Genomic DNA, 18,900 nt, shown 5'->3' on the forward strand with positions numbered 1-18,900 from the left:
CCGCCGCCGCCCGTCCAGTTGGGATCCAGCGACGAACCGCCACCAGAAAGGCCTCTGCCCCTTGGATCGCCGCTGATGCCCAGAGGGGTAGATTCGTCGATAAATTAGAAGGTGTCAGATTGAATGGGGATAGGCATGAAAAACATTCCTTATGCAGGTCGTGATCAACGGTTCTGATCGGGTGGTTTTGCTGTCAAGCTTCGGGCCAGGCAGCTGCGCGGCTATCTACCGACGGGATGATCGGTGACCGGCTGGACCTTTTGATCACGGCCGCGCGGCGGCATGGTCAGGCCGTGTTCGGGTTCCTCATCGCCGGAATGATCCTCGGGGTCGATCGGGGCAGCCGAGGGACCATGCGAAAACCGATCCATCAGCGCATTTTCCAGCACCTTGTTCAGATCCTGCGACTTTTTCAGATAATCGGGATTCTGTTCCAGCGGGACATCGGGCTTCCAGACATCGGCAAGTTCGCGCAGATTGGCGCGGTCGAGGCGATAGAAGATCTTTTCCAGCTCTGCTGCTTCATATTCGGAAAGACCAGCATTTTCTAACACATAACGGCCAGCCCTTAGACTGGAATCGAACATTTCGCGGACGATGTGATCGGCCCCCGCATCGTAAAGCTGATAGACCGAAACCCGGTCGCGGGCGCGCGAGATGATGCAGAGGTCCGGCCGCCGGTCGCGGGCATAGCGGACCAGTTTCTGATTGGCCGCCGGATCGTCCAACGCGGCAACAAGGATCTGCGCCTTGTCCAGCCCGGCGGCGGCCAGAATCTCGGGGCGGGTCGGATCGCCGAAATAGCCGTGAAAGCCAAAGCGCCGCATCACCTGGATCACCTTCAGATCGTGATCCAGAACCGTTGTCTGAAAGCCGGACATGGTGACCAGACGGTTGATCACCTGCCCAAACCGGCCGACGCCGGCGATGATGATGGGCTGCTGTTCGTCGATTTCGTCGGGGTCCAGATCGTCGCCGCCATCGCCCATGCGCTTGGCGACCTGATCATAGATGATGAACAGCAGCGGCGTGGCCAGCATCGACAGCGCGATGACCAGAAGAAAGCTTTCGGCCTTGGCGCGCGGCAGGATATACAGCGACGCCGCATAGGAAATCAGGACAAAGCCGAACTCGCCGGCCTGGGCCAGGGACAGCGTGAACAGCGGCCTGTCACGATCGGCCATGCCAGTGACGCGCGCGATCACGAACAGAACGCCGGCCTTGGCCGCAATCAGCGCCGCGGTGATCGACAGGATCTGGATCGGATCGGCGGCCAGCATGTCGAAATTCATTCCCGCGCCGACGGTGATGAAGAACAGGCCCAGCAGCAGGCCCTTGAAGGGCTCTATCTGGCTTTCCAACTCGTGCCGGAACTCGGACCCGGCCAGCATCACGCCGGCCAGAAAGGTGCCAAGCGCTGGTGACAGGCCAACGAATGTCATCAACGAGGCGATGCCCACCACGATCAGCAGGGCAAGCGCCGTGTCCATCTCGCGCAGGCGGGCCGAATGGACATAGCGAAAGATCGGCCGGATCAGGAACTGCCCGATCAGGATGACCGCCGCCACGGCCGCCAGCGTGACCAATGTGGCGGCCCAGCCCGGCAGGCTGGCCATGATCACGGCGCCGATGAACTCATCTTCGCCATGCCCGGCGCTGATCCGTTCGCCGACCGGATAGGTCGCCAAAAGCGGCATCAGCGCCAGCATCGGGATAACCGCGATATCCTGCGTCAGCAGCACCGAAAAGGCCGAGCGCCCGCCCGCCGTCTGCATCAGCCGCTTTTCAGACAGGGTTTGCAGCACGATTGCGGTCGAACTAAGCGACAGGATCATGCCAAGGGCCAACGATACCTGCCAGCTTTGACCCGTCATCAGCCCGATCACGAAGATCAGCCCGATGGTTCCGGCGATCTGTGCGCCGCCCAGCCCCATCAGCTTGCGCCGCATGTTCCACAGGTTGCGCGGTTCCAGCTCTAGTCCGATGAGAAACAGCATCATCACCACGCCAAATTCGGCAAAATGCTGCAACTCGGACATTTCACTGCCAGCCAGCCCCAGCACCGGGCCGATCAGGATGCCGGCGATCAGATAACCCAGAACCGAACCCAGACCCAACCGTGCAGACAGGGGCACGGCGATCACCATGGTGATCAGAAAAATCGTTGAAACAAAAAGGAAATTTTCCATTAACGTCCGTCTAGCACCGCCAGGTCGCTGCTGCGCCCGCCTTTGACATAGGTGATCCGGCTATTGCCGATTGCAGTGATGGTTCCGCCATTGATCCGGTCGCCAAGGCGGAGGGTGATGATCCGGCCATTGGACAGGCGGACCAGCGCGCGGCTGCCCTTGCCGGCCCCGATCGTCCCGATGATCTGGGTGCGGTTGACCGTGATCCCGTCCTTGACCGTGGCGGCGGCGGCCACCGATGCGGCAGTGGTGCCCCTTGGAATATTCACCGCGACCTCTGGCTCGTTTTCGGCCTCGGGAGGGGTATAGTTCTGATTTCGGGCGGCGGCGGCCTGGGCTTCGGCCTGGGCCTGGGCGCGGGCGCGGGCCTCGGCGGCAGCGCGGGCCTGTGCTTCGGCGCGGGCGTCGGCGGCGGCGCGCTCGCGGGCGCGGGCCTCGGCCTGGGCCTGCAATTCCGCATCCTCGCGGCGCTGTTCAGCCGCCGCTGCCTCATTTGCTGCGTCGGGCTGGGGCGCCGCGGCCGCGATTTGCTGCGTGGCTGCTGCTGCCAGCGCGGCGACGCGATTGCCGCTGCGCCGGGGCGGCAGCGGGGATGAGGAGAGGGCCGTCAGCGCCATCGCTCCGGGGGCCAGCGGGCCGTCCGAGATCGCCGCCGCCAGGGCCTTTTGCACGGCACCGTCATCTGCGGGGGCCGGGGCGGGGACGGACCGCGTTCCGGGGCGGCGCTGTGGGCGGTTCGAATGTGAAAGACCGCCGGTCGCGGTGGGCGACGCGGCGGTGCGCTGCGGTTCGGACTGTGCCCGGCGGCCGGGCGGTGGCGCGGCCGACATGGCTGCCGCGACGGCATTGTCGACCGCCCGCTGCGAACTGGCACCGACATCAACGGGGCGCCGCTGCGGCCTTGCCTGGGCCAGCAGGATGACGGCGCCACGCTCGGCCTGGCTCAGCCCGCTATTTCCCAGCTCGGCGGTGCGCAGATCGCGCAGCATCTGTTCCAGAAAGCGCCGTTCATCGGCGGTCAATGCTGCCTGCATCGTGCCATCATCGCTGCCTTCGGGCAGGGTCATCGACAAGCTGGCAGGACGCGAGGGCGGCCGGATCGAGCGTTGTAACCCGCTTGCCGGGGCCGTGGTGGCTGCCGCAGGTGCGGCGGCCGGCGCTGCGGTGGCAGGGGCCGCCGGACCTGACGCCGCGGCGGTCGGGCGTGCGGGACGCGAGGGCGGGCGGATGGCGGTGACGCGCACCGGGGCGGGCTCGGCCCGTTCGGCAAAGGGGCGGGGGTTCAGCGGCACCTGCGGCGAGGCATCTGTCGGCTCGGGCGCTGCCGTGCGGTTTGGCGATGAAACCGGCCGGGTCGAGCGGGTCAATGCCAGCGTGCGCAGCGGGGCCGGGCTGGGGGCTGCCTCGGCCGGGGGGGCGGTGACAGGTGCAGCAGGGGGCGCTGCTGCCGTCGTTGCGGCCACGTCGGTCGCCGCCTGCGGCACCGAAGCGGCGACAGGGGCAGTTTCGCCGGCCTCCTGGTCTGCGGCAACAGTCTGGTCTGCGGCCCCGGTCGGCGGGGTTTCGGGGACCGGCGTGTCGGCTGTTGCAACGGTTTCGGCCGGTGGTGTCGGCTCTTCCGCGACCCGCGCCGGGGGCACGGCATCGGTTTCGGGTTGCTGGCCATCGGTCTGGGCGGGCGCGGCGGTAAGACGCTGCGGATCCGCAGGCAAGCTGGCCGGTTCGGCGGGCGCGGCCTGTTCAACCGGATCCGCCGCTGCCGGCGCATCCTCGGCCAAAGCCGTTTCCTCGGCCGGCTCGGTCGTGTCCTCGATCACAGGCTGATCGCTGACGGCATCTTGCGGAAGGGCATCGGCTGCGGCGGCTTGCTCGTTCACCGGGGCGGGGTCTGCAACGGCGACTCGGTCGGTTTCCGGCGTGCTGTCTGCGCCGCCAAAGAACAGCAGCGTCAGCAGCAATGCCGTGACCAGCAGACCCATCATCACCGCGAAGGTGCTGGGCATCCGATCGTTCAGCGTCTGCGTTGCCTTGATCAGCGCCGCCAGCCGTTTGGGCTGCTGATCGGTCGCAGCTTCGGGCTCGCGCAGGGCGCGGGCCTCGGCGGCGCGGCTGTGAATGGCCTGCGCCCGCGGCGGCAGCACCCGCGAGCGTCCGTCGTCGCGGGCTGCGGGGGCTTGCTGGCGGGCTGCCGGGCCTTCGACACGCGGTTCGCGGACCCGATCACTGCCGGCCGTGTTGGCGATCCGTGCCGGCCGGCTGTTCGGCTCGACCATGTGCTGACGCGGGGCGGGCGGGATGAACTCGGATATGACCTGACGTGGCGGAAGGCTGGCTTCGGGGGCCGCCGCATAGCGATGCGGGATCACAGGCGACACGATGGGGCCAGTGACCACGGCGATGTCGGGCATATCCGCGATGCCGGCCGAGGTAATCCCGGCCCGACGCAGATCGGGGACGGTGACGGTAGTTGTGCGGCGCCCCAACTGGCGGGCGGTTTCGCTCGGGCCGAAATCGGGTTGGCCGGGAAAAAGGTCATCGCCGGGACGCGCGATGAAGCCGGTCGGCCGGAAGCCCTGTTCCAGCGCAAATGTTTCAGCCTCTTCCAGGGTCCGCAACGCGACGGCCGCAACGCGCAGGCTGTCGGCCTGACCATCGGCGGCCGGCACCCAGTCAAAGGCCAGATCAGAGACGTCGTATGGGGTCAGCCCCTCCAGCGCGCGGGCCACCGCCAGCGCCGGCTCGGGTCCGGGTGGCACGGTCAGCGTGGTATAAAGGATCTGGTCGTCGGGGATCACCAGCAGCGTATCAGGCCCGTCCTGCATGGCCGCTGTCCCGGCCCCGTCCGCCGTCGATTCGGCGTTGCGCATGACGCTGAGCTGCTGGCCCAGGTCGCCGCGCGTGAAGCGCGCCGCGCCAAGCTTGCGCCATCCGCCGGAGTCGCGCTTTTCCAGCACGACTTCCTCATGGGTGAAACTCATCGCGAACGCGGCTGTAAAATGTTTGGTCATGACTGTCTGCAATGCCTCGGCGTGCGGGTTTGTCCCGATCTGGTGTTATGCCCTATGGTCTACCTCAATTTGTTGTGTGGGGAAAGTGAAACTGGCGCAGCTGTGAACGCAATTCGTTGAACAAATCAGCTAGAACTGCGTTCAGAAGCACCAATTTCCACGATAAGGAGAAACCAACATGAGACGAGCGCAAAACCGGGCCGCCGGCATCGGGTCTGACAGGGGGCGCAAGCGGTTTGCCGCGCTGCTGACCGGGGCTGCCCTGATGGCCTCGACGCCGGCCCTGGCGCAGACGGCAGATATGCCCGCCGCCAATGGGCGCGATGCCCATCACGCCTGCGATGCCGGCGGCAAGGGAATGCGCGGCCATGGCGCGCGCATCATCGTGACCGGCGAGGGCGAGGCGGCAACCCAGCCCGACATGGCCACCATCAACCTTGGCGTGACGACTCAGGCCGAGACCGCTGCTGCGGCGATGCAGGCGAACTCGGCCCAGCAGACCTCGGTGATTGATGCGCTGACCGCAGCCGGGATCGAGGCGCGCGACATCCAGACATCGGGCCTGAACCTGAACCCGATGATGGATTATTCCAGCGAGGGCCAGCCGCCCCGTGTCACCGGCTATCAGGCGCAGAACATGGTGACGGTGCGGGTGCGCGATCTGGACGGTCTGGGCGTGACGCTGGATGCGATCGTGGGTGCCGGCGCGAATGAGATCAACGGCATCACCTTCGGACGCGACGATTCCGATCAGGTGCAGGACGATGCCCGCCGCGATGCCGTCGCCGATGCCCGCCACCGCGCCGAGGTCATGGCCGAGGCGGCCGGGCTGACGCTTGGTCCGGTGCTGACCATCCGCGATGCGGTCCTGCCGTCTGGCGGGCCGCAGCCGATGATGATGCGGCAGGCGATGGTTGCCTCTGATGGTGGTGCGGTGCCGGTGCAGGGCGGCGAATTGACCATGACCGCGCAGGTCGAGGTTCAGTTCGCATTGATCGGTGCGGGCGGCATGGGCGACTGCGGCGCCATGGCACCGGATGCCGACGCCGCCCCTGATGCGGCAACCGATGAGCCGGCAGGTGATGACGCCGGGACCGCGCCGTCGAACTGACGATCCGCCAAACTGCCGGGCGGCCGTTCCATAGCGGCCGTCCGGCTTGTCGTTGCGTTGACGTGGTCAGGCGGTGGCTTTGGTCAGCGCCTGATCCAGATCAGCGATCATGTCGGCCACGTCCTCCAGCCCGATGGACAGGCGAACGACCTCGGGGCCTGCGCCTGCGGCGCGCTGTTGTGCCTCGGTCAGCTGTCGGTGGGTGGTCGAGGCCGAATGGATCACCAGCGAGCGCGCATCGCCAAGGTTGGCCACATGGCTGAACAGTTGCAGCGCGTCGACCAGCCTGACGGCGGCATCATATCCACCCTTGATCTCGAAGGTGAACAGCGCCCCCGCGCCCTTGGGATAGACACGCCGCGCCGTCGCGTTCCACGGGGAAGAGGCCAGACCGGCATAGGTCACGGCGGCGACGCGCGGGTCTTTTTCCAGCCATTCGGCGACTTTCTGGGCGTTTTCCACATGGCGCGGCATGCGCAGGCCAAGTGTCTCGATCCCCATCAGCGTGTAATGGGCGCCCTGCGGGTTCATGGTCATGCCCAGATCGCGCAGCCCGATGGCGATGCCGTGGAAGGTAAAGGCCAGATTGCCGAAGGTTTCGTGGAATTTCAGCCCGTGATAGGCGGGTTCGGGTTCCGACAGTGACGGGAACTTGCCGCTGGCAGACCAGTCGAAGGTGCCGCTGTCCACCACGACCCCGCCGGTGACGGTGCCATTGCCCGTCATGTATTTGGTCAGGCTGTGGACAACCAGCGTCGCGCCCATTTCGATCGGGCGGCACAGATAGGGGGTGGCCAGCGTGTTGTCGACGATCAGCGGAATGCCGGCATCATTGGCGACGCCCGCCACCGCCGGAATATCGGTGACATAGCCGCCCGGATTGCTGATGGATTCACAGAAGATCGCGCGGGTGTTGTCGTCGATGGCGGCGCGCAGCGCATCCAGATCGTCCAGATCGACGAATTTGCACGACCAGCCAAAGCGTTTGATGGTCTGGCTGAACTGGGTGACGGTGCCACCGTAAAGCCGGGTCGAGGCGATGATGTTCAGCCCCGGCCCCATCAGCGGGAACAGCGCCATGATCTGCGCCGCATGGCCCGAGGAACAGCAGACCGCGCCGGCCCCGCCTTCCAGCGCGGCGATGCGGCTTTGCAGCGCCGCGACGGTCGGGTTGGTCAGCCGGGAGTAGATATAGCCGACCTCTTGCAGGTTGAACAAACGGGCGGCGTGATCGGCATCGCGGAAGGCATAGGCCGTGGTCTGATAGATCGGCACCTGCCGCGCGCCGGTCGCCGGATCGGCTGCCGCGCCGGCATGGATGGCCAATGTGTCAAAGCCCTGTGGCTGGGTCATGTCGTCCTCCGAAAGGTGTTTCGGCCGCAGGTTATGCCTCGCCGGCCTTGATCCGCAATGGAAATCGGCGAGGCGGCAGGCAACGGGCCTTTGCCTGTCGGCCTAAGCACCAAGCCGTGTCGGGTCGTAGTCATAGATCCAGTCGAACCGGGCCGTCAGCCGGGCCGGCGCCACGGCTGCGATGGCCCGCAATCCGGCATGGGCAGCCAGCCGCGCCGGTCCCGACAGGTGATAGGCGCGGGCATTGCGATCGGCCAGCGCCACGATGGCGGTGGCGCGGTCGGCGCGCAGCGACTGGAACCGCTCGAACGCCGCCGGCTGGTCGGGCAGGGCGTCCAGGCAGGCGGCCAACTGCCAGGCATCCTCGATGGCCAGGGAGGCGCCTTGCGCCATGAAGGGCAGCGTCGGATGGGCCGCATCCCCGATCAGCACCCGGCTGTCATCATGCCAGCGCCGGGCGACCTGATGGCGGAACAGCCCCCAGATTCCGGTTTCCCGAACCGCCGCCAGCCAGCCGGGCACCGGGCCGCCAAAGGCTGCAAAGGCTGCGCGCAGATGTGCCGGATCGTCGTGATGCGACCAGCCCTCGGCCTGCCAGTCCGGCCGCTGCCGCACGGCCACGATATTGCGCAGCCCCCCGGCCAGCGGATAGCTGACCAGATGGCGCTTCGGCCCAAGAAACAGATCGGCCCAGCCCGTGCCATCCGTCGGCGGTTCCGGGTCGGTGATCAGCGCGCGCCAGGCCGTCTGGCCGGTGAAGAATGGCGCCTCGGTTCCGTTCAGCACCTGCCGCACGCGGCTGTGCAGCCCGTCCGCGCCGATGACCAGAGGTTCGCGAGGCAGGGCCTCGATAGCATGGCCAAGGCGCAGGGTGATGCGGGCCGCGTCGGCGGCCGCGGCCAGAACCTCGATCAGGCGGGCGCGGTGGATCATCCGAAACCGCGCCTGCGGACGATGTGCCAGAAAATCCAGCGTGGCGATGCGCCGGCCAGCGGAATCCCACATCCGAACGCCGCGCCCTCGGATCGAGACCGCATCCAGCGCTGGTCCCAGCCCAAGCGCCTCTAGCGCGCGGCCGGCATTGGGGGAAATCTGCAATCCGGCGCCGATCTCGGTCAGTTCGGGCGCGCGTTCGGTTACCGTAACCGAAGCCCCGCGTGCCGCCAGGGCCAGCGCGGCGGTCAGCCCGGCAATGCCGCCACCGATGATCCTGGCCGAACGATCATGCAAGCCCGCAGTCAATGCCACCTTTTCGATGCGATGAACGCCGGTCCCCGGCAGGCCGGTCGGATCAGGCAGGTTGGTCGACATCGGGGCAATCCAATTCATGTCGGCCGGGATGATTCCCGGCCCGGCTGTGATCGGCTGGCTGACCGGGGCAATCCTGCCCCGTCAGCCGGCGCAATCAGCCGGCGCAATCAGTCGTCGCGATGCACACGCTCGCGGCGTTCGTGCTTTTCCTGCGCTTCCAGCGTCATCGTGGCGATGGGGCGCGCATCCAGCCGCTTCAGGCTGATCGGCTCGCCCGTAACCTCGCAATAGCCGTATTCGCCCGTCTCGATCCGGCGCAATGCGCTGTCGATCTTGGCGACCAGCTTGCGCTGACGATCGCGGGTGCGCAGTTCCAGCGCCCGGTCGGTTTCCTCGCTGGCGCGATCGGCAATGTCGGGCACACTGCGGCCGCTGTCTTGCAGGCCTTCAAGGGTCTCGGCAGACTGTTCAAGCAACTCGTGTTTCCAGGCTTCCAGCTTGCGACGGAAATACTCGAGATGACGTTCATTCATGAAAGGTTCGTCCTCTGCGGGACGATAATCCTGCGGCAGGAAGGTCTGTGCTTTCATTTTTCCTCCGGCTCGGCCAGGTTTGTGGGGGGTTCCCGGCACCTCGGGCGGAGCCTTAAAGGATGCATCCTGTCTTGTCGATGGATGTTAGTGCTAACATCGCGGACGTGCTTGCAGCTTCTGTAATCCGATCCTACGGTCCGCCGGAAATCGAGGCAAAACACCAGCAAAGCCAGAGAAGAGCCCATGCAGTTCACAGGAACCAAAGACTATGTCGCCCCGCCAGAGTTGGCCGTGGCCGTGAACGCGGCCGTGACATTGGAACGGCCCTTGCTGGTGAAGGGCGAGCCGGGGACCGGCAAGACCGAGCTGGCGCGCCAGATGGCGGCCGGGCTGGGGCTGCCGATTATCGAATGGAACGTGAAATCAACGACAAAGGCGCAGCAGGGTCTTTATGAATATGACGCCGTCAGCCGGTTGCGCGACAGCCAGCTGGGTGATGCGCGGGTCCATGATGTCGGCAATTACATCCGCAAGGGCAAGCTGTGGCAGGCCTTTGAGGCCGAGGGCAAGGTGGTGTTGCTGATCGACGAGATCGACAAGGCCGATATCGAATTTCCCAATGACCTGTTGCAGGAATTGGACCGGATGGAGTTTCACGTTTACGAGACCGGTGAAACGATCCGTGCAAAATATCGCCCTGTGGTTGTAATTACCTCGAATAATGAAAAAGAGCTGCCCGATGCATTTTTGCGGCGCTGCTTTTTTCATTACATTCGCTTTCCCGATGCCCAAACACTGAAGCAGATCGTTTCGGTTCATTATCCGGGCCTGAAGCCGCGCCTGCTGGACGTGGCACTGACGCAATTCTTCGAACTGCGCGAGGCTCCTGGGTTGAAGAAAAAGCCGTCGACCAGCGAGTTTCTGGATTGGTTGAAGCTGATCCTGGCCGAGGATCTGGCGCCCGAGGATCTGCAACGTGAGCCGGGCCAGGTCCTGCCGCGGCTGCATGGGGCGCTGGTCAAGAACGAGCAGGACGTAGCTCTGTTCGAAAAGCTGGCCTTCATGGCCCGGCGGCAGGGGCGATAGGGCCGGCGGGCAGGGGGCATTCTGCCCCCTCGCCGCGATGCGGCTCACCCCCGAGGATATTTGGACACGGCTGATGGGCAGCGGTTTGCCTGTCGTTAACTATTTGTCAGGATATGTGCCGCTATGCTGCGCCGGTAGTGAGCGCGGAGCGGGCATGAAAATCGCCGAATATGTCAGGGGCAGCCTGCCGGGAATCGTGGCGTTCTGCGAAGCAGAGGATGCGGCCGAATTTGGGCGGCTGTGTGATCGGGCCTGGTCGAAAGAGGTTTTCGATCTTGGCCATCCATTCTGGTCGAGGGTCGAGACCATCGCGCCAGACCAGTCGCGCCGCTATTGGCGCGAGATCCGGCATGTGAATGGGATTGCGGTGCGGGTGACAAGCCAGTGGTTCAATCCGCCGGCCAGCCGCAGTCTGTTCTTGCTGAAGCAATATCTGACGGCGCGAGGATTGCCCTTGCCGGATTGTGCGCTGCCGTCCGAGGAACCGTCTGCCGGGAAAGTGGTGCGGGCTGGTGCCTCTGGCGGTCGCGGACGATATCGCAGTCCCGCGATCGGAAACGCCCAGAACGGCTTGATCCGCAGCATTCTGGCCCGAATTGGCGAGGAGAGTTTTGGCCTGGCGGATTGGCAGGCTGTGGTTGCCGCCTTTGGTCATCGCTGCGCCTATTGCGGTGAACCAGGGGTGCTTGAGATGGATCATGTCATTCCGATCAATCGCAAATCGCTTGGCGAGCATCGTCTGGGAAATCTGGTGCCAAGTTGTGCGCGTTGCAATGCCAGCAAGGGTAATCGCGATTTTCGGGAATTTCTTGCAGATCGACCGCAGCGGATCCAGGCGATCACGACCCATATGGAGCGGTTCGGCTATCGCCCCATAGGCGCGGACCCGCGGCTTCAGCTGGTGTTTCAACAGGCCCATGACGAACTGCGGCAGCTGGCGGATCGCTATGCCGTTATCATCGAGACGGTTCTGTCCGGCGAAGCAGGTGACGCCCGGAGAATGCTGCCCGAGGAGAGGTTCGCCGCTCCGCTGCCTTGACCAGGGATGGATGCTGCGCATTCTGGGCTGATGATCATTCACTGGCACTGAACGGAGATGTCATGACCGCGCCGTCCATTCGACCCCTTGCCCTGTCTGATCGCGATCAATGGCAGGCGCTTTATGAGGGTTATCAGGCCTTTTATGACAGGAGAGGACTGCAACAGGGCTTCTATGACACGGCATTCGCGCGATTGCTTTCAGGCAATCCGGCCGATTTTCACGGGCTGGTCGCCGAAGAAAAGGGGCAATTGCTGGGCCTGACCCACTATGTCTTTCATCCGAACCTGTGGCGGACCGAAGGCGTCTGCTATTTGCAGGATCTGTTCACGACTGCCGAGGCGCGTGGCCGGGGCGTGGCACGCGGGCTGATCCAGGCGGTCTATGCCGCAGCCGATGCGCGGGGCGTTCCGGCCGTCTATTGGCTGACGGCCGAGAATAATTATCCGGGGCGCATGCTTTACGACAAGGTCGCGGTGAAATCGCCCTTCATCCGCTATAACCGGGCGCTTTAGGCCGCGCGTTCGACGGCGGCGACGATGCCGTCGACGACTTCGCGCAGAATTGCCTCGTCCTCTGCCTCGGCCATGACCCGGATCAGCGGCTCGGTCCCCGATTTGCGGATCAGCACGCGGCCAGAGCCGCTGAGCCGGCGTTCGGCCTCGGCGATCACCGCCTTGACGGCTTCGGCTGACAGCGGGTCCGCACCGGCCGCATAGCGGACATTCTTCAGCATTTGCGGGACCGGGTCGAACTGGCTGATCAGCCGACTGGCCGGTTGGCCGCTATCGGCCATGGCGGCAAGAAATTGCAGGCCCGCGATCAGGCCGTCGCCGGTCGTCGCGTAATCGGTCATCACGATATGGCCCGATTGTTCGCCACCCAGATTGAAGCCCTGACCGCGCATCCGTTCCACCACATAGCGATCGCCGACCTTGGTGCGTTCCAGCCGCAGGCCGCGCCCCTGAAGATAGCGTTCCAGCCCCAGATTGGACATCACGGTCGCGACCAGCGCCCCGCCTTTCAGCCGGCCCTCATCGGCCCAACGACCGGCCAGCAGGGCCATGATCTGATCGCCATCGGCCAGACGGCCGGTTTCGTCGATGATCGCCACGCGGTCGGCATCGCCGTCCAGCGAGATGCCCAGATCGGCGCCATGTTTCAGCACAGCCGCGGCGCAGGCCTCGGGGTGGGTGCTGCCGACGCCGGCATTGATATTGGTGCCATCGGGTTCGACGCCCACCGGGATCACCTCGGCGCCCAACTCCCACAGCACATCGGGCGCGGCGCGATAGGCGGCGCCATTGGCGCAATCGACCACGACCTTCAGCCCGTCAAGCCGCTGCCCCGTCGGGAATGTGGTCTTTGCATATTCGACATAGCGCCCGCGCCCGTCGTCGATGCGCTTGGCGCGGCCGATGTTTTCGGGCTGGGCGGGGGTGATTTCGCCGGTGGCGATGCGCTCGATCTCGGCCTCGGCCTCATCGGACAGCTTGAAGCCGTCAGGGCCGAAGAACTTGATGCCGTTATCGGCGGCCGGGTTGTGGCTGGCCGAGATCATGATGCCGACATCGGCCCGCATGGAACGTGTCAGAAAGCCCACAGCAGGGGTTGGCACCGGCCCCAGCAGCAGCACGTTCATGCCGGTGCTGGTCAGCCCGGCGGTCAGCGCGTTTTCCAGCATATAGCCCGACAGGCGGGTATCCTTGCCGATCACGACGCGATGCCCGTTGCGGCCGTCACGGCGGAAATAGCGGCCGGCGGCGGCGCCAAGGCGCAGCGCCATCTCGGCGGTCATCGGATAGGTATTGGCACGGCCCCTGACGCCGTCGGTTCCGAAAAGCTTTCTGCTCATTCTTGTTTTGCCCCGTTTTCCTGCAATGCGCCCCACATGCGCAGTCCCTGTCTTATCATGGCCGCGTCGTGGACGCGGTGGATCTGTATGCCCTGCGCGACGGCCTCGATGGTCAGCGCCAATGTGCCCGGTCCGCGATCTGCGGCGATTTCTGCCCCGCCGATCGTGCCGATGAACCGCTTGCGCGATACGCCCAGCAGAACCGGGCAGCCAAGCCCGTGAAACAGCGAGATTCGCCGCAGGATCGCCAAATTATGCGCGCTTGTCTTGCCAAAACCAATGCCGGGGTCGATCACGATCCTGTCGCGGGCGATCCCGGCTGCGACGGCCCTGTCAACGCGCGCAGCCAGCGCGTCATAGACATCCAGCAGCACATCGCCATAGCGCGGATCGTCCTGCATGGTTTCCGGCAGGCCCTGCGCATGCATCAGGCAGACCGGAACGCCGGCCTTGGCCACCAGCGGGGGCAAATCGGGATCGAAATCGAAGCCCGAGACATCATTGATCATCCCCGCACCCGCCGACAGGGCCGCCCGCGCCACGCCCGCCTTGCGCGTATCGGCCGAGATTGGCGCTTGCGCCGCCATGGCGCTGATCACCGGAAGGATGCGGGCGATTTCCTCGGCCTGGGACAGCTCGGCCGCGCCTGGTCGGGTGGACTCGCCGCCAATGTCCAGAATCTCGGCCCCCTGATCCAGCAGCGCCCGCGCCTGATTCAGCGGCTGATAGGCGCCGCCATCGGAAAAACTGTCGGGCGTGGCATTCACGATCCCCATCAGGCGGGGCTGGTCCATGGACAGGCCCAGCACGGGCGCGCGCGGGGCCGTCAGGGCGTGCATCACCTCGTCGGGGGCGGTGTCGACGATGCGCGGGGGCCTGCCGCGCGCCAGCAGTTCGAATTGCGAAAACCGCGTCCAGCCGCCGGCCAGTTGCCAGCGCCCCGTCAGCGGGGAGGGAACAGGGCGGTAATAGGCCGCGTCGGTCATGGCAGGCGCGTGATCGGCAGGTTGAAGCCGGGCGGCGCTGGCGGCAGGTCGGCACCGCCGGGCAGCGCGAAATCCAGCCGCGCCGCGTTCAGCCGATGGGCCAGCCAGAAAGCCAGCGCATGCGGATCGGCGGGCAGATCGGTTTCATCCGCCGTCATCCGGTATGGCGCCCAGACCAGAGAGCGGCCGGCCGCGATGGACCAGTCGATCTCGGTCCGCGTGTCGGCGATGTCCAGCCCAAGGCGTCCGGCCATCGCCCAGGCCGCCTGATCCAGCGCCAGCAGGGCGATCCGCCGCTGATCGCCGTCCGAGGGCAGGGGCAGCGCCGGCGCGTCGGGCAGGATCACCACAGGCGCATCCGGCAGCGTCACAGGGCGACCCATGAACAACAGCGCGGGCCGTGCAACCGATGCCGGGGCAGCAGCCCGTCCGGCGTTGCGGATGATGGTGATGCCAAGCGCGCCGGGCACGCGATCCAGCTTTTCTATGCCCACCTCGATCCGCGCTGCGGCCGGGTGGGACAGAACCTCATCGGCGATCTTTTCAGCCAGTGTTTCCAGCAGGTTATAGCGCTGATCGGCCAATCCGGCGGTGATGGCCTGGGTCAGGACGTCATAGGACAGAATATCGTCGACATGATCCTGGGCGCCGCTGGCCGGGCGCGCCAGATCGACGGTCAGGTTAAAGCGCAGCCGCTGCGGGTGACCCCGTTCGGACTGGAAGGCGCCGATATCGGCACTGACCAGATAATCGCGCAGATGGATTCGGTCGGCTTGGGTCATGGCACCCTTTCCCAGCATTGCGGCCATCGCGCAAGAGGCAGGGCCAGCCGACAGAAAGAAACCGCCCGACATCTCTGCCGGGCGGCCTGTTTTCTTATGCGCGTCCGGGCCATTGGCCTGGCCTTTGCCGGATCAGTTCGAGGCGACCCGCTGGCCGGTGCGATAGAAGATGTGGCGACCGATCTGGACCGTGCGCTGGAAGCGACGTGACCAGGCCGGGCGAACAGCCGGCGTGTGGAAATAGGTCGCGCCGCCAGTCAGGTTCCCGGTTCCGCCCGACAGGGCGTTCTCGGCCACCTGACGAACCCGCAGATAGGTCCCGCGATTGCGGATCGTCTTGCGCCCGCCGATGGTATAGCTGAACTGGCTGCGCTGGTTGATCACGCCGCAGACGCTGTTCGGGAAGCGGCCGCTTTTCACGCGGTTCAGGATCACTTCGGCCACGGCCGCCTGACCCTGACGACCCTCGCCGCGGGCTTCGAAATACAGCGCCTCGGCAAGGCAATCCAGATCGTTGGCCGTATAGCCACCGGCGGCGGCGTTGGTCAGATAGATCTGTTCGGGGCCGCCCTCGATCTTGACGGGGGCGGCATCGGCATAAAGCAGCGGCTTGGGCCGCGGCATGTCCATGGGGGCCGAAATGGCATGCATGGAGGCATCGGTATAGACGGTGCTGGAACCCGTGGCATGGGCCGCACCCGAGGCAGTAGCGGAAACAACCGCAACAGAGAGACAATTACGCATCAGCTTTGGCAGCAGCGTTTGCATATTCGGACCTGTATCGTCGTTGACGTTAGATGACCCCGAAAAGGGCCGAACCAGTCCGAGCAGTAGACCGGCACGTTCATCGACGATGTGGATAGGATTATCGGCGGCAGGCTTTCCACCACACAGGCGCGTGAGTTTCCGAATCGCTATGCTGCGGCGCAGAATTGGCGGTATCTTGCCGATGATCACGGTAATAAACGGCAGAAATCAGCAATTTGCGCCGATTTTTAGGTCCGTATCGGAACTAATCCGGGAACTGTCTGGGCGGGCGAATGCCCGAATCATCGTAATTGGCCCGAATCGATTCCTGCGCCCCGGCCAGCCTCGCGACGGGTACACGAAACGGAGAGCAGGAAACATAGGAAAACGCTGCGCGGTGACAAAAGGCGATGGATTCCGGGTTGCCGCCATGTTCGCCGCAAACCGACAAGGTGATGTCCGGCATCACCTTGCGCGCACGCTCGGCCCCGATCATCAAAAGCTCGCCCACGCCGTCCTGATCGAGGATGTGGAACGGATCCTCGTCATAGACGCCCTGACCGACATAAGTGCCCATGAAGCGCCCGGCATCGTCGCGCGACAGGCCATAGGTCATCTGTGTCAGGTCATTGGTGCCGAAGGACAGGAAGGCCGCATGGGCGGCAATGTCGCCCGCACGCAGCGCTGCGCGCGGGGTTTCGACCATCACCCCCAGGCGATAGGTGAAATCGGTATGCATCTTGTTTCTGACCTCGGCCGCGACGGCATCGACGCGGTTCTTGACCAGTTCGACCTCGCGCATGGCCGAGACCAGCGGGATCATGATTTCGGGCACCACCGCCGCACCGTCGCGGCCGGCCAGTGCCGTGGCCTCGAAAATGGCGCGGGCCTGCATGTCATAGATCTCGGGCATGACGATACCCAGACGCACCCCGCGCATGCCCAGCATCGGGTTGAACTCGGACAATGCATCGACGCGACGCATGACGTCCGGCAGCGGCAGGTCCAGCGATTCGGCCAGTTCGCGCATGCCGTCGCGGTCATGGGGCAGAAATTCGTGCAGCGGCGGGTCGAACAACCGGATCGTGACCGGCAGCCCGGCCATGATCTGAAACAGCGCCGCGAAATCGTCGCGCTGCATCGGCAGGATGCGTTCCAGCGCCAGGCGGCGATCCTCGGCCTTGTCGGCAAAGATCATCTCTCGCATGGCAGGCAGGCGCTCGGCGTCAAAGAACATGTGCTCGGTCCGGCACAGCCCGATGCCCTGCGCGTTGAACATCCGCGCCGTGCGGGCATCCTCGGGCGTGTCGGCATTGGCGCGCACGTCGATCTGGCGGAACTGGTCGGCCCATTCCAGCAATTGCGTGAAACTGTCGTCCAGCGCCGGTTCCAGCATCTCGGCGGCGCCGGCCAGAACCTCGCCGGTGGTGCCGTCGATGGTGATGACCTCGCCCTCGCGGAAGCTGCGGTTGCCCGCGCGCAACAGCCGGGTGCGGGTGTCGATGCTGATGCCGGATGCGCCCACGATGCAGGGCAGGCCCAGCCCGCGCGCGATCACCGCCGCATGGCTGGTGGTGCCGCCGCGTTCGGTCAGAACCGCGACGGATGCATGCATGCCCCGGATATCCTCGGGCACGGTTTCGCGGCGCACCAGAACGCAGGGCTCGCCCCGCGCGGCGCTGGCCTGTGCGGCGGTGGCCGAAAAGACGATCTTGCCGGTGGCGGCACCGGGGCTGGCATTGATGCCGCGCGCGACCAGGTCGCGCGGCGCGCGCGGATCGACCTGGTGATGCAGCAGATCCGACAGGGCGCGCGGTTCCACCCGCATCACCGCCTCGGCGGGGGGGATGATGCCGTCATTGGCCAGTGCCACCGCGATGCGGACCGAGGCGCGGCTGCTGCGTTGCAGGCGAACCGCGTCGATGATCCAGACCCGCCCGTCATTCACGACGAACTCGATCTGCATTTCCTCGCGCAGCCTTTCGCGGGCGGCCACGCCAAAGCGGACCAGATCGGCAAAGACCTCGGGCGCGACCTCTTCCAGCGAGGGGCCGCGTTCATCCTTTGTCAGATACAGGGTCTGGGCATCAGAGGCGCGGACGCTGCCCTGCATCTGGCCGCGAAACCGCCCGGTGATGCGCGGCGTGCCGGTCACGCTGTCGACGAACTGGATCGTGCCCGAGCCGCAAAACCCCGGCCCCATGCCAAGCGCCATGCCCTGAACAACCAGCCCCAGTGGTGCCTCGGCCGGCGCGCCCTTGGCCTGCCGCAGCAGTCGGGCCGTCGGCCCGTCCCAGGCCCGCGCCATCGACCGCAACACCTCGGCCAACTGGACGGCGGGATCCTGCGGGAAGGGCTCGTCCATCTCGTCGGCATAGGTGCGCAGCGCATCGTGCAGCGCGCCTTCGCCATCCTGGGTGAACATGTCGGGATCCAGCCGGGCGATATGGGTGGCATAGGATTGCACGAAATGCAGATAGATCGCATCGGCGGCCTGTTGCCCGATGCGACTGGCCAGCGCGGCATGGCGGGCATCGTTGATGCCCACGTTCAGAACCGTTCCCGGCCCGCCCCATTCCGGATTCAGCGCCGAGGGCCGCACGCTGATCAGCCCGCTTGCCGGCAGGTCCGTATCCTCGCGGTCGCCCATCAGCCCCGCCAGCATCGTCAGATCAGGCGGGTTTCCGGTTGCAATCCGCTGGACGCATTCCGCCGAGATCGCATGGCTGCGCGGCACCGGCAGGTCCATGCGCACCAGCCGTTGCAGGCATTTCGCCCGCCAGCCGTGACGTGCGCGGTCGATCCCCGCCGAAGGGGTGATCCTGATTGCGTCGATGCTGGCCGCATGTGTCATAACGCCTTAGAAATAGCGCGTTACTGCAATGCCGCAAGTGCGAAAAGCGCGGTTTTCTGCGCCGGTGGCGACAGTTGGGGCGCATCTGGGCGGTGGCCCAGGGGCG

At 65.5% G+C, this 18,900-nt stretch carries 14 protein-coding genes; 4 read left to right on the forward strand and 10 right to left on the reverse strand.

All coding sequences use genetic code 11. The features are described 5' to 3' along the window. Nucleotides 1-221 precede the first annotated feature (221 nt). A complete protein-coding gene (locus FNJ84_RS06005; protein WP_143792105.1) occupies nucleotides 222-2,189 on the reverse strand; it encodes a monovalent cation:proton antiporter-2 (CPA2) family protein in 1,968 nt (655 codons plus the stop codon). Continuing rightward, a complete protein-coding gene (locus FNJ84_RS06010) occupies nucleotides 2,189-5,167 on the reverse strand; it encodes a hypothetical protein (protein WP_185968438.1) in 2,979 nt (992 codons plus the stop codon). Before FNJ84_RS06010 ends, FNJ84_RS06005 begins: the two co-directional genes overlap by 1 nt. 208 nt (nucleotides 5,168-5,375) lie before the next feature. On the opposite strand from FNJ84_RS06010, the gene FNJ84_RS06015 reads away from it, so the two are divergent. Continuing rightward, nucleotides 5,376-6,308 carry an SIMPL domain-containing protein gene (locus FNJ84_RS06015; RefSeq protein WP_143792107.1) on the forward strand — a complete coding sequence of 311 codons (933 nt, stop codon included), beginning with the start codon at nucleotides 5,376-5,378 and terminating at the stop codon, nucleotides 6,306-6,308. Nucleotides 6,309-6,374: 66 nt separating this feature from the next. Here the strand turns inward: FNJ84_RS06015 and FNJ84_RS06020 are convergent, their stop codons facing one another. The 3 genes from FNJ84_RS06020 to dksA form a co-directional block, all read right to left on the reverse strand. Beyond that, nucleotides 6,375-7,661: an O-acetylhomoserine aminocarboxypropyltransferase/cysteine synthase family protein gene (locus FNJ84_RS06020; protein WP_143792108.1), complete on the reverse strand. Its 1,287-nt coding sequence runs from the start codon at nucleotides 7,659-7,661 to the stop codon at nucleotides 6,375-6,377. A 102-nt stretch (nucleotides 7,662-7,763) separates the two neighbouring features. Next, complete coding sequence (locus FNJ84_RS06025; RefSeq protein ID WP_255471064.1) at nucleotides 7,764-8,990, reverse strand: FAD-dependent oxidoreductase; 1,227 nt, start codon at nucleotides 8,988-8,990, stop codon at nucleotides 7,764-7,766. 89 nt (nucleotides 8,991-9,079) lie between these two features. After that, the gene (dksA, locus tag FNJ84_RS06030) at nucleotides 9,080-9,502 is read right to left on the reverse strand and encodes an RNA polymerase-binding protein DksA (RefSeq protein WP_143792109.1); all 423 of its coding nucleotides are present in this window, start codon (nucleotides 9,500-9,502) and stop codon (nucleotides 9,080-9,082) included. 186 nt (nucleotides 9,503-9,688) lie between these two features. Between dksA and FNJ84_RS06035 the strand changes: the two genes are divergently transcribed. The 3 genes from FNJ84_RS06035 (at nucleotide 9,689) to FNJ84_RS06045 (ending at nucleotide 12,085) form a co-directional block, all read left to right on the forward strand. After that, the gene (locus tag FNJ84_RS06035; RefSeq protein ID WP_143792110.1) at nucleotides 9,689-10,531 is read left to right on the forward strand and encodes a MoxR family ATPase; all 843 of its coding nucleotides are present in this window, start codon (nucleotides 9,689-9,691) and stop codon (nucleotides 10,529-10,531) included. 154 nt (nucleotides 10,532-10,685) lie between these two features. Beyond that, a complete protein-coding gene (locus FNJ84_RS06040; protein WP_185968439.1) occupies nucleotides 10,686-11,570 on the forward strand; it encodes an HNH endonuclease in 885 nt (294 codons plus the stop codon). Between the two features lie 62 nt (nucleotides 11,571-11,632). After that, complete coding sequence (locus tag FNJ84_RS06045; protein ID WP_143792112.1) at nucleotides 11,633-12,085, forward strand: GNAT family N-acetyltransferase; 453 nt, start codon at nucleotides 11,633-11,635, stop codon at nucleotides 12,083-12,085. Here FNJ84_RS06045 and glmM read toward each other — a convergent pair. From glmM to FNJ84_RS06070, 5 genes are all read right to left on the reverse strand, one after another. Beyond that, on the reverse strand, nucleotides 12,082-13,425 hold the full coding sequence (glmM, locus tag FNJ84_RS06050; RefSeq protein ID WP_143792113.1) for a phosphoglucosamine mutase: 1,344 nt from the start codon (nucleotides 13,423-13,425) through the stop codon (nucleotides 12,082-12,084). The genes FNJ84_RS06045 and glmM overlap by 4 nt on opposite strands. Then, nucleotides 13,422-14,411 carry a dihydropteroate synthase gene (gene folP, locus FNJ84_RS06055; protein WP_143792114.1) on the reverse strand — a complete coding sequence of 330 codons (990 nt, stop codon included), beginning with the start codon at nucleotides 14,409-14,411 and terminating at the stop codon, nucleotides 13,422-13,424. Before folP ends, glmM begins: the two co-directional genes overlap by 4 nt. Then, nucleotides 14,408-15,193 (reverse strand): dihydroneopterin aldolase, encoded by a 786-nt coding sequence (locus FNJ84_RS06060; RefSeq protein WP_143792115.1) that lies wholly within the window; start codon nucleotides 15,191-15,193, stop codon nucleotides 14,408-14,410. The genes folP and FNJ84_RS06060 overlap by 4 nt, the downstream gene beginning before the upstream one ends. A gap of 132 nt (nucleotides 15,194-15,325) precedes the next feature. Further along, entirely contained in the window at nucleotides 15,326-15,961 is a 636-nt protein-coding gene (locus tag FNJ84_RS06065; RefSeq protein ID WP_255471065.1) for a cell wall hydrolase, read from the reverse strand. 244 nt (nucleotides 15,962-16,205) lie between these two features. After that, nucleotides 16,206-18,794 (reverse strand): putative PEP-binding protein, encoded by a 2,589-nt coding sequence (locus FNJ84_RS06070; protein WP_143792116.1) that lies wholly within the window; start codon nucleotides 18,792-18,794, stop codon nucleotides 16,206-16,208. Between the last annotated feature and the right edge of the window lie 106 nt (nucleotides 18,795-18,900).

Source organism: Paracoccus sp. M683, assembly GCF_007096355.1.
Classification (GTDB): domain Bacteria; phylum Pseudomonadota; class Alphaproteobacteria; order Rhodobacterales; family Rhodobacteraceae; genus Paracoccus.

Bases quoted from the DNA above. Each gene is read 5' to 3' on its own strand.
- FNJ84_RS06005 (WP_143792105.1), bottom strand. From the start codon at position 2,189: ATGGAAAATTTCCTTTTTGTTTCAACGATTTTTCTGATCACCATGGTG.
- FNJ84_RS06010 (WP_185968438.1), bottom strand. From the start codon at position 5,167: ATGAGTTTCACCCATGAGGAAGTCGTGCTGGAAAAGCGCGACTCCGGC.
- FNJ84_RS06015 (WP_143792107.1), top strand. From the start codon at position 5,376: ATGAGACGAGCGCAAAACCGGGCCGCCGGCATCGGGTCTGACAGGGGG.
- FNJ84_RS06020 (WP_143792108.1), bottom strand. From the start codon at position 7,661: ATGACCCAGCCACAGGGCTTTGACACATTGGCCATCCATGCCGGCGCG.
- FNJ84_RS06025 (WP_255471064.1), bottom strand. From the start codon at position 8,990: ATGAATTGGATTGCCCCGATGTCGACCAACCTGCCTGATCCGACCGGC.
- dksA (WP_143792109.1), bottom strand. From the start codon at position 9,502: ATGAAAGCACAGACCTTCCTGCCGCAGGATTATCGTCCCGCAGAGGAC.
- FNJ84_RS06035 (WP_143792110.1), top strand. From the start codon at position 9,689: ATGCAGTTCACAGGAACCAAAGACTATGTCGCCCCGCCAGAGTTGGCC.
- FNJ84_RS06040 (WP_185968439.1), top strand. From the start codon at position 10,686: ATGAAAATCGCCGAATATGTCAGGGGCAGCCTGCCGGGAATCGTGGCG.
- FNJ84_RS06045 (WP_143792112.1), top strand. From the start codon at position 11,633: ATGACCGCGCCGTCCATTCGACCCCTTGCCCTGTCTGATCGCGATCAA.
- glmM (WP_143792113.1), bottom strand. From the start codon at position 13,425: ATGAGCAGAAAGCTTTTCGGAACCGACGGCGTCAGGGGCCGTGCCAAT.
- folP (WP_143792114.1), bottom strand. From the start codon at position 14,411: ATGACCGACGCGGCCTATTACCGCCCTGTTCCCTCCCCGCTGACGGGG.
- FNJ84_RS06060 (WP_143792115.1), bottom strand. From the start codon at position 15,193: ATGACCCAAGCCGACCGAATCCATCTGCGCGATTATCTGGTCAGTGCC.
- FNJ84_RS06065 (WP_255471065.1), bottom strand. From the start codon at position 15,961: ATGCAAACGCTGCTGCCAAAGCTGATGCGTAATTGTCTCTCTGTTGCG.
- FNJ84_RS06070 (WP_143792116.1), bottom strand. From the start codon at position 18,794: ATGACACATGCGGCCAGCATCGACGCAATCAGGATCACCCCTTCGGCG.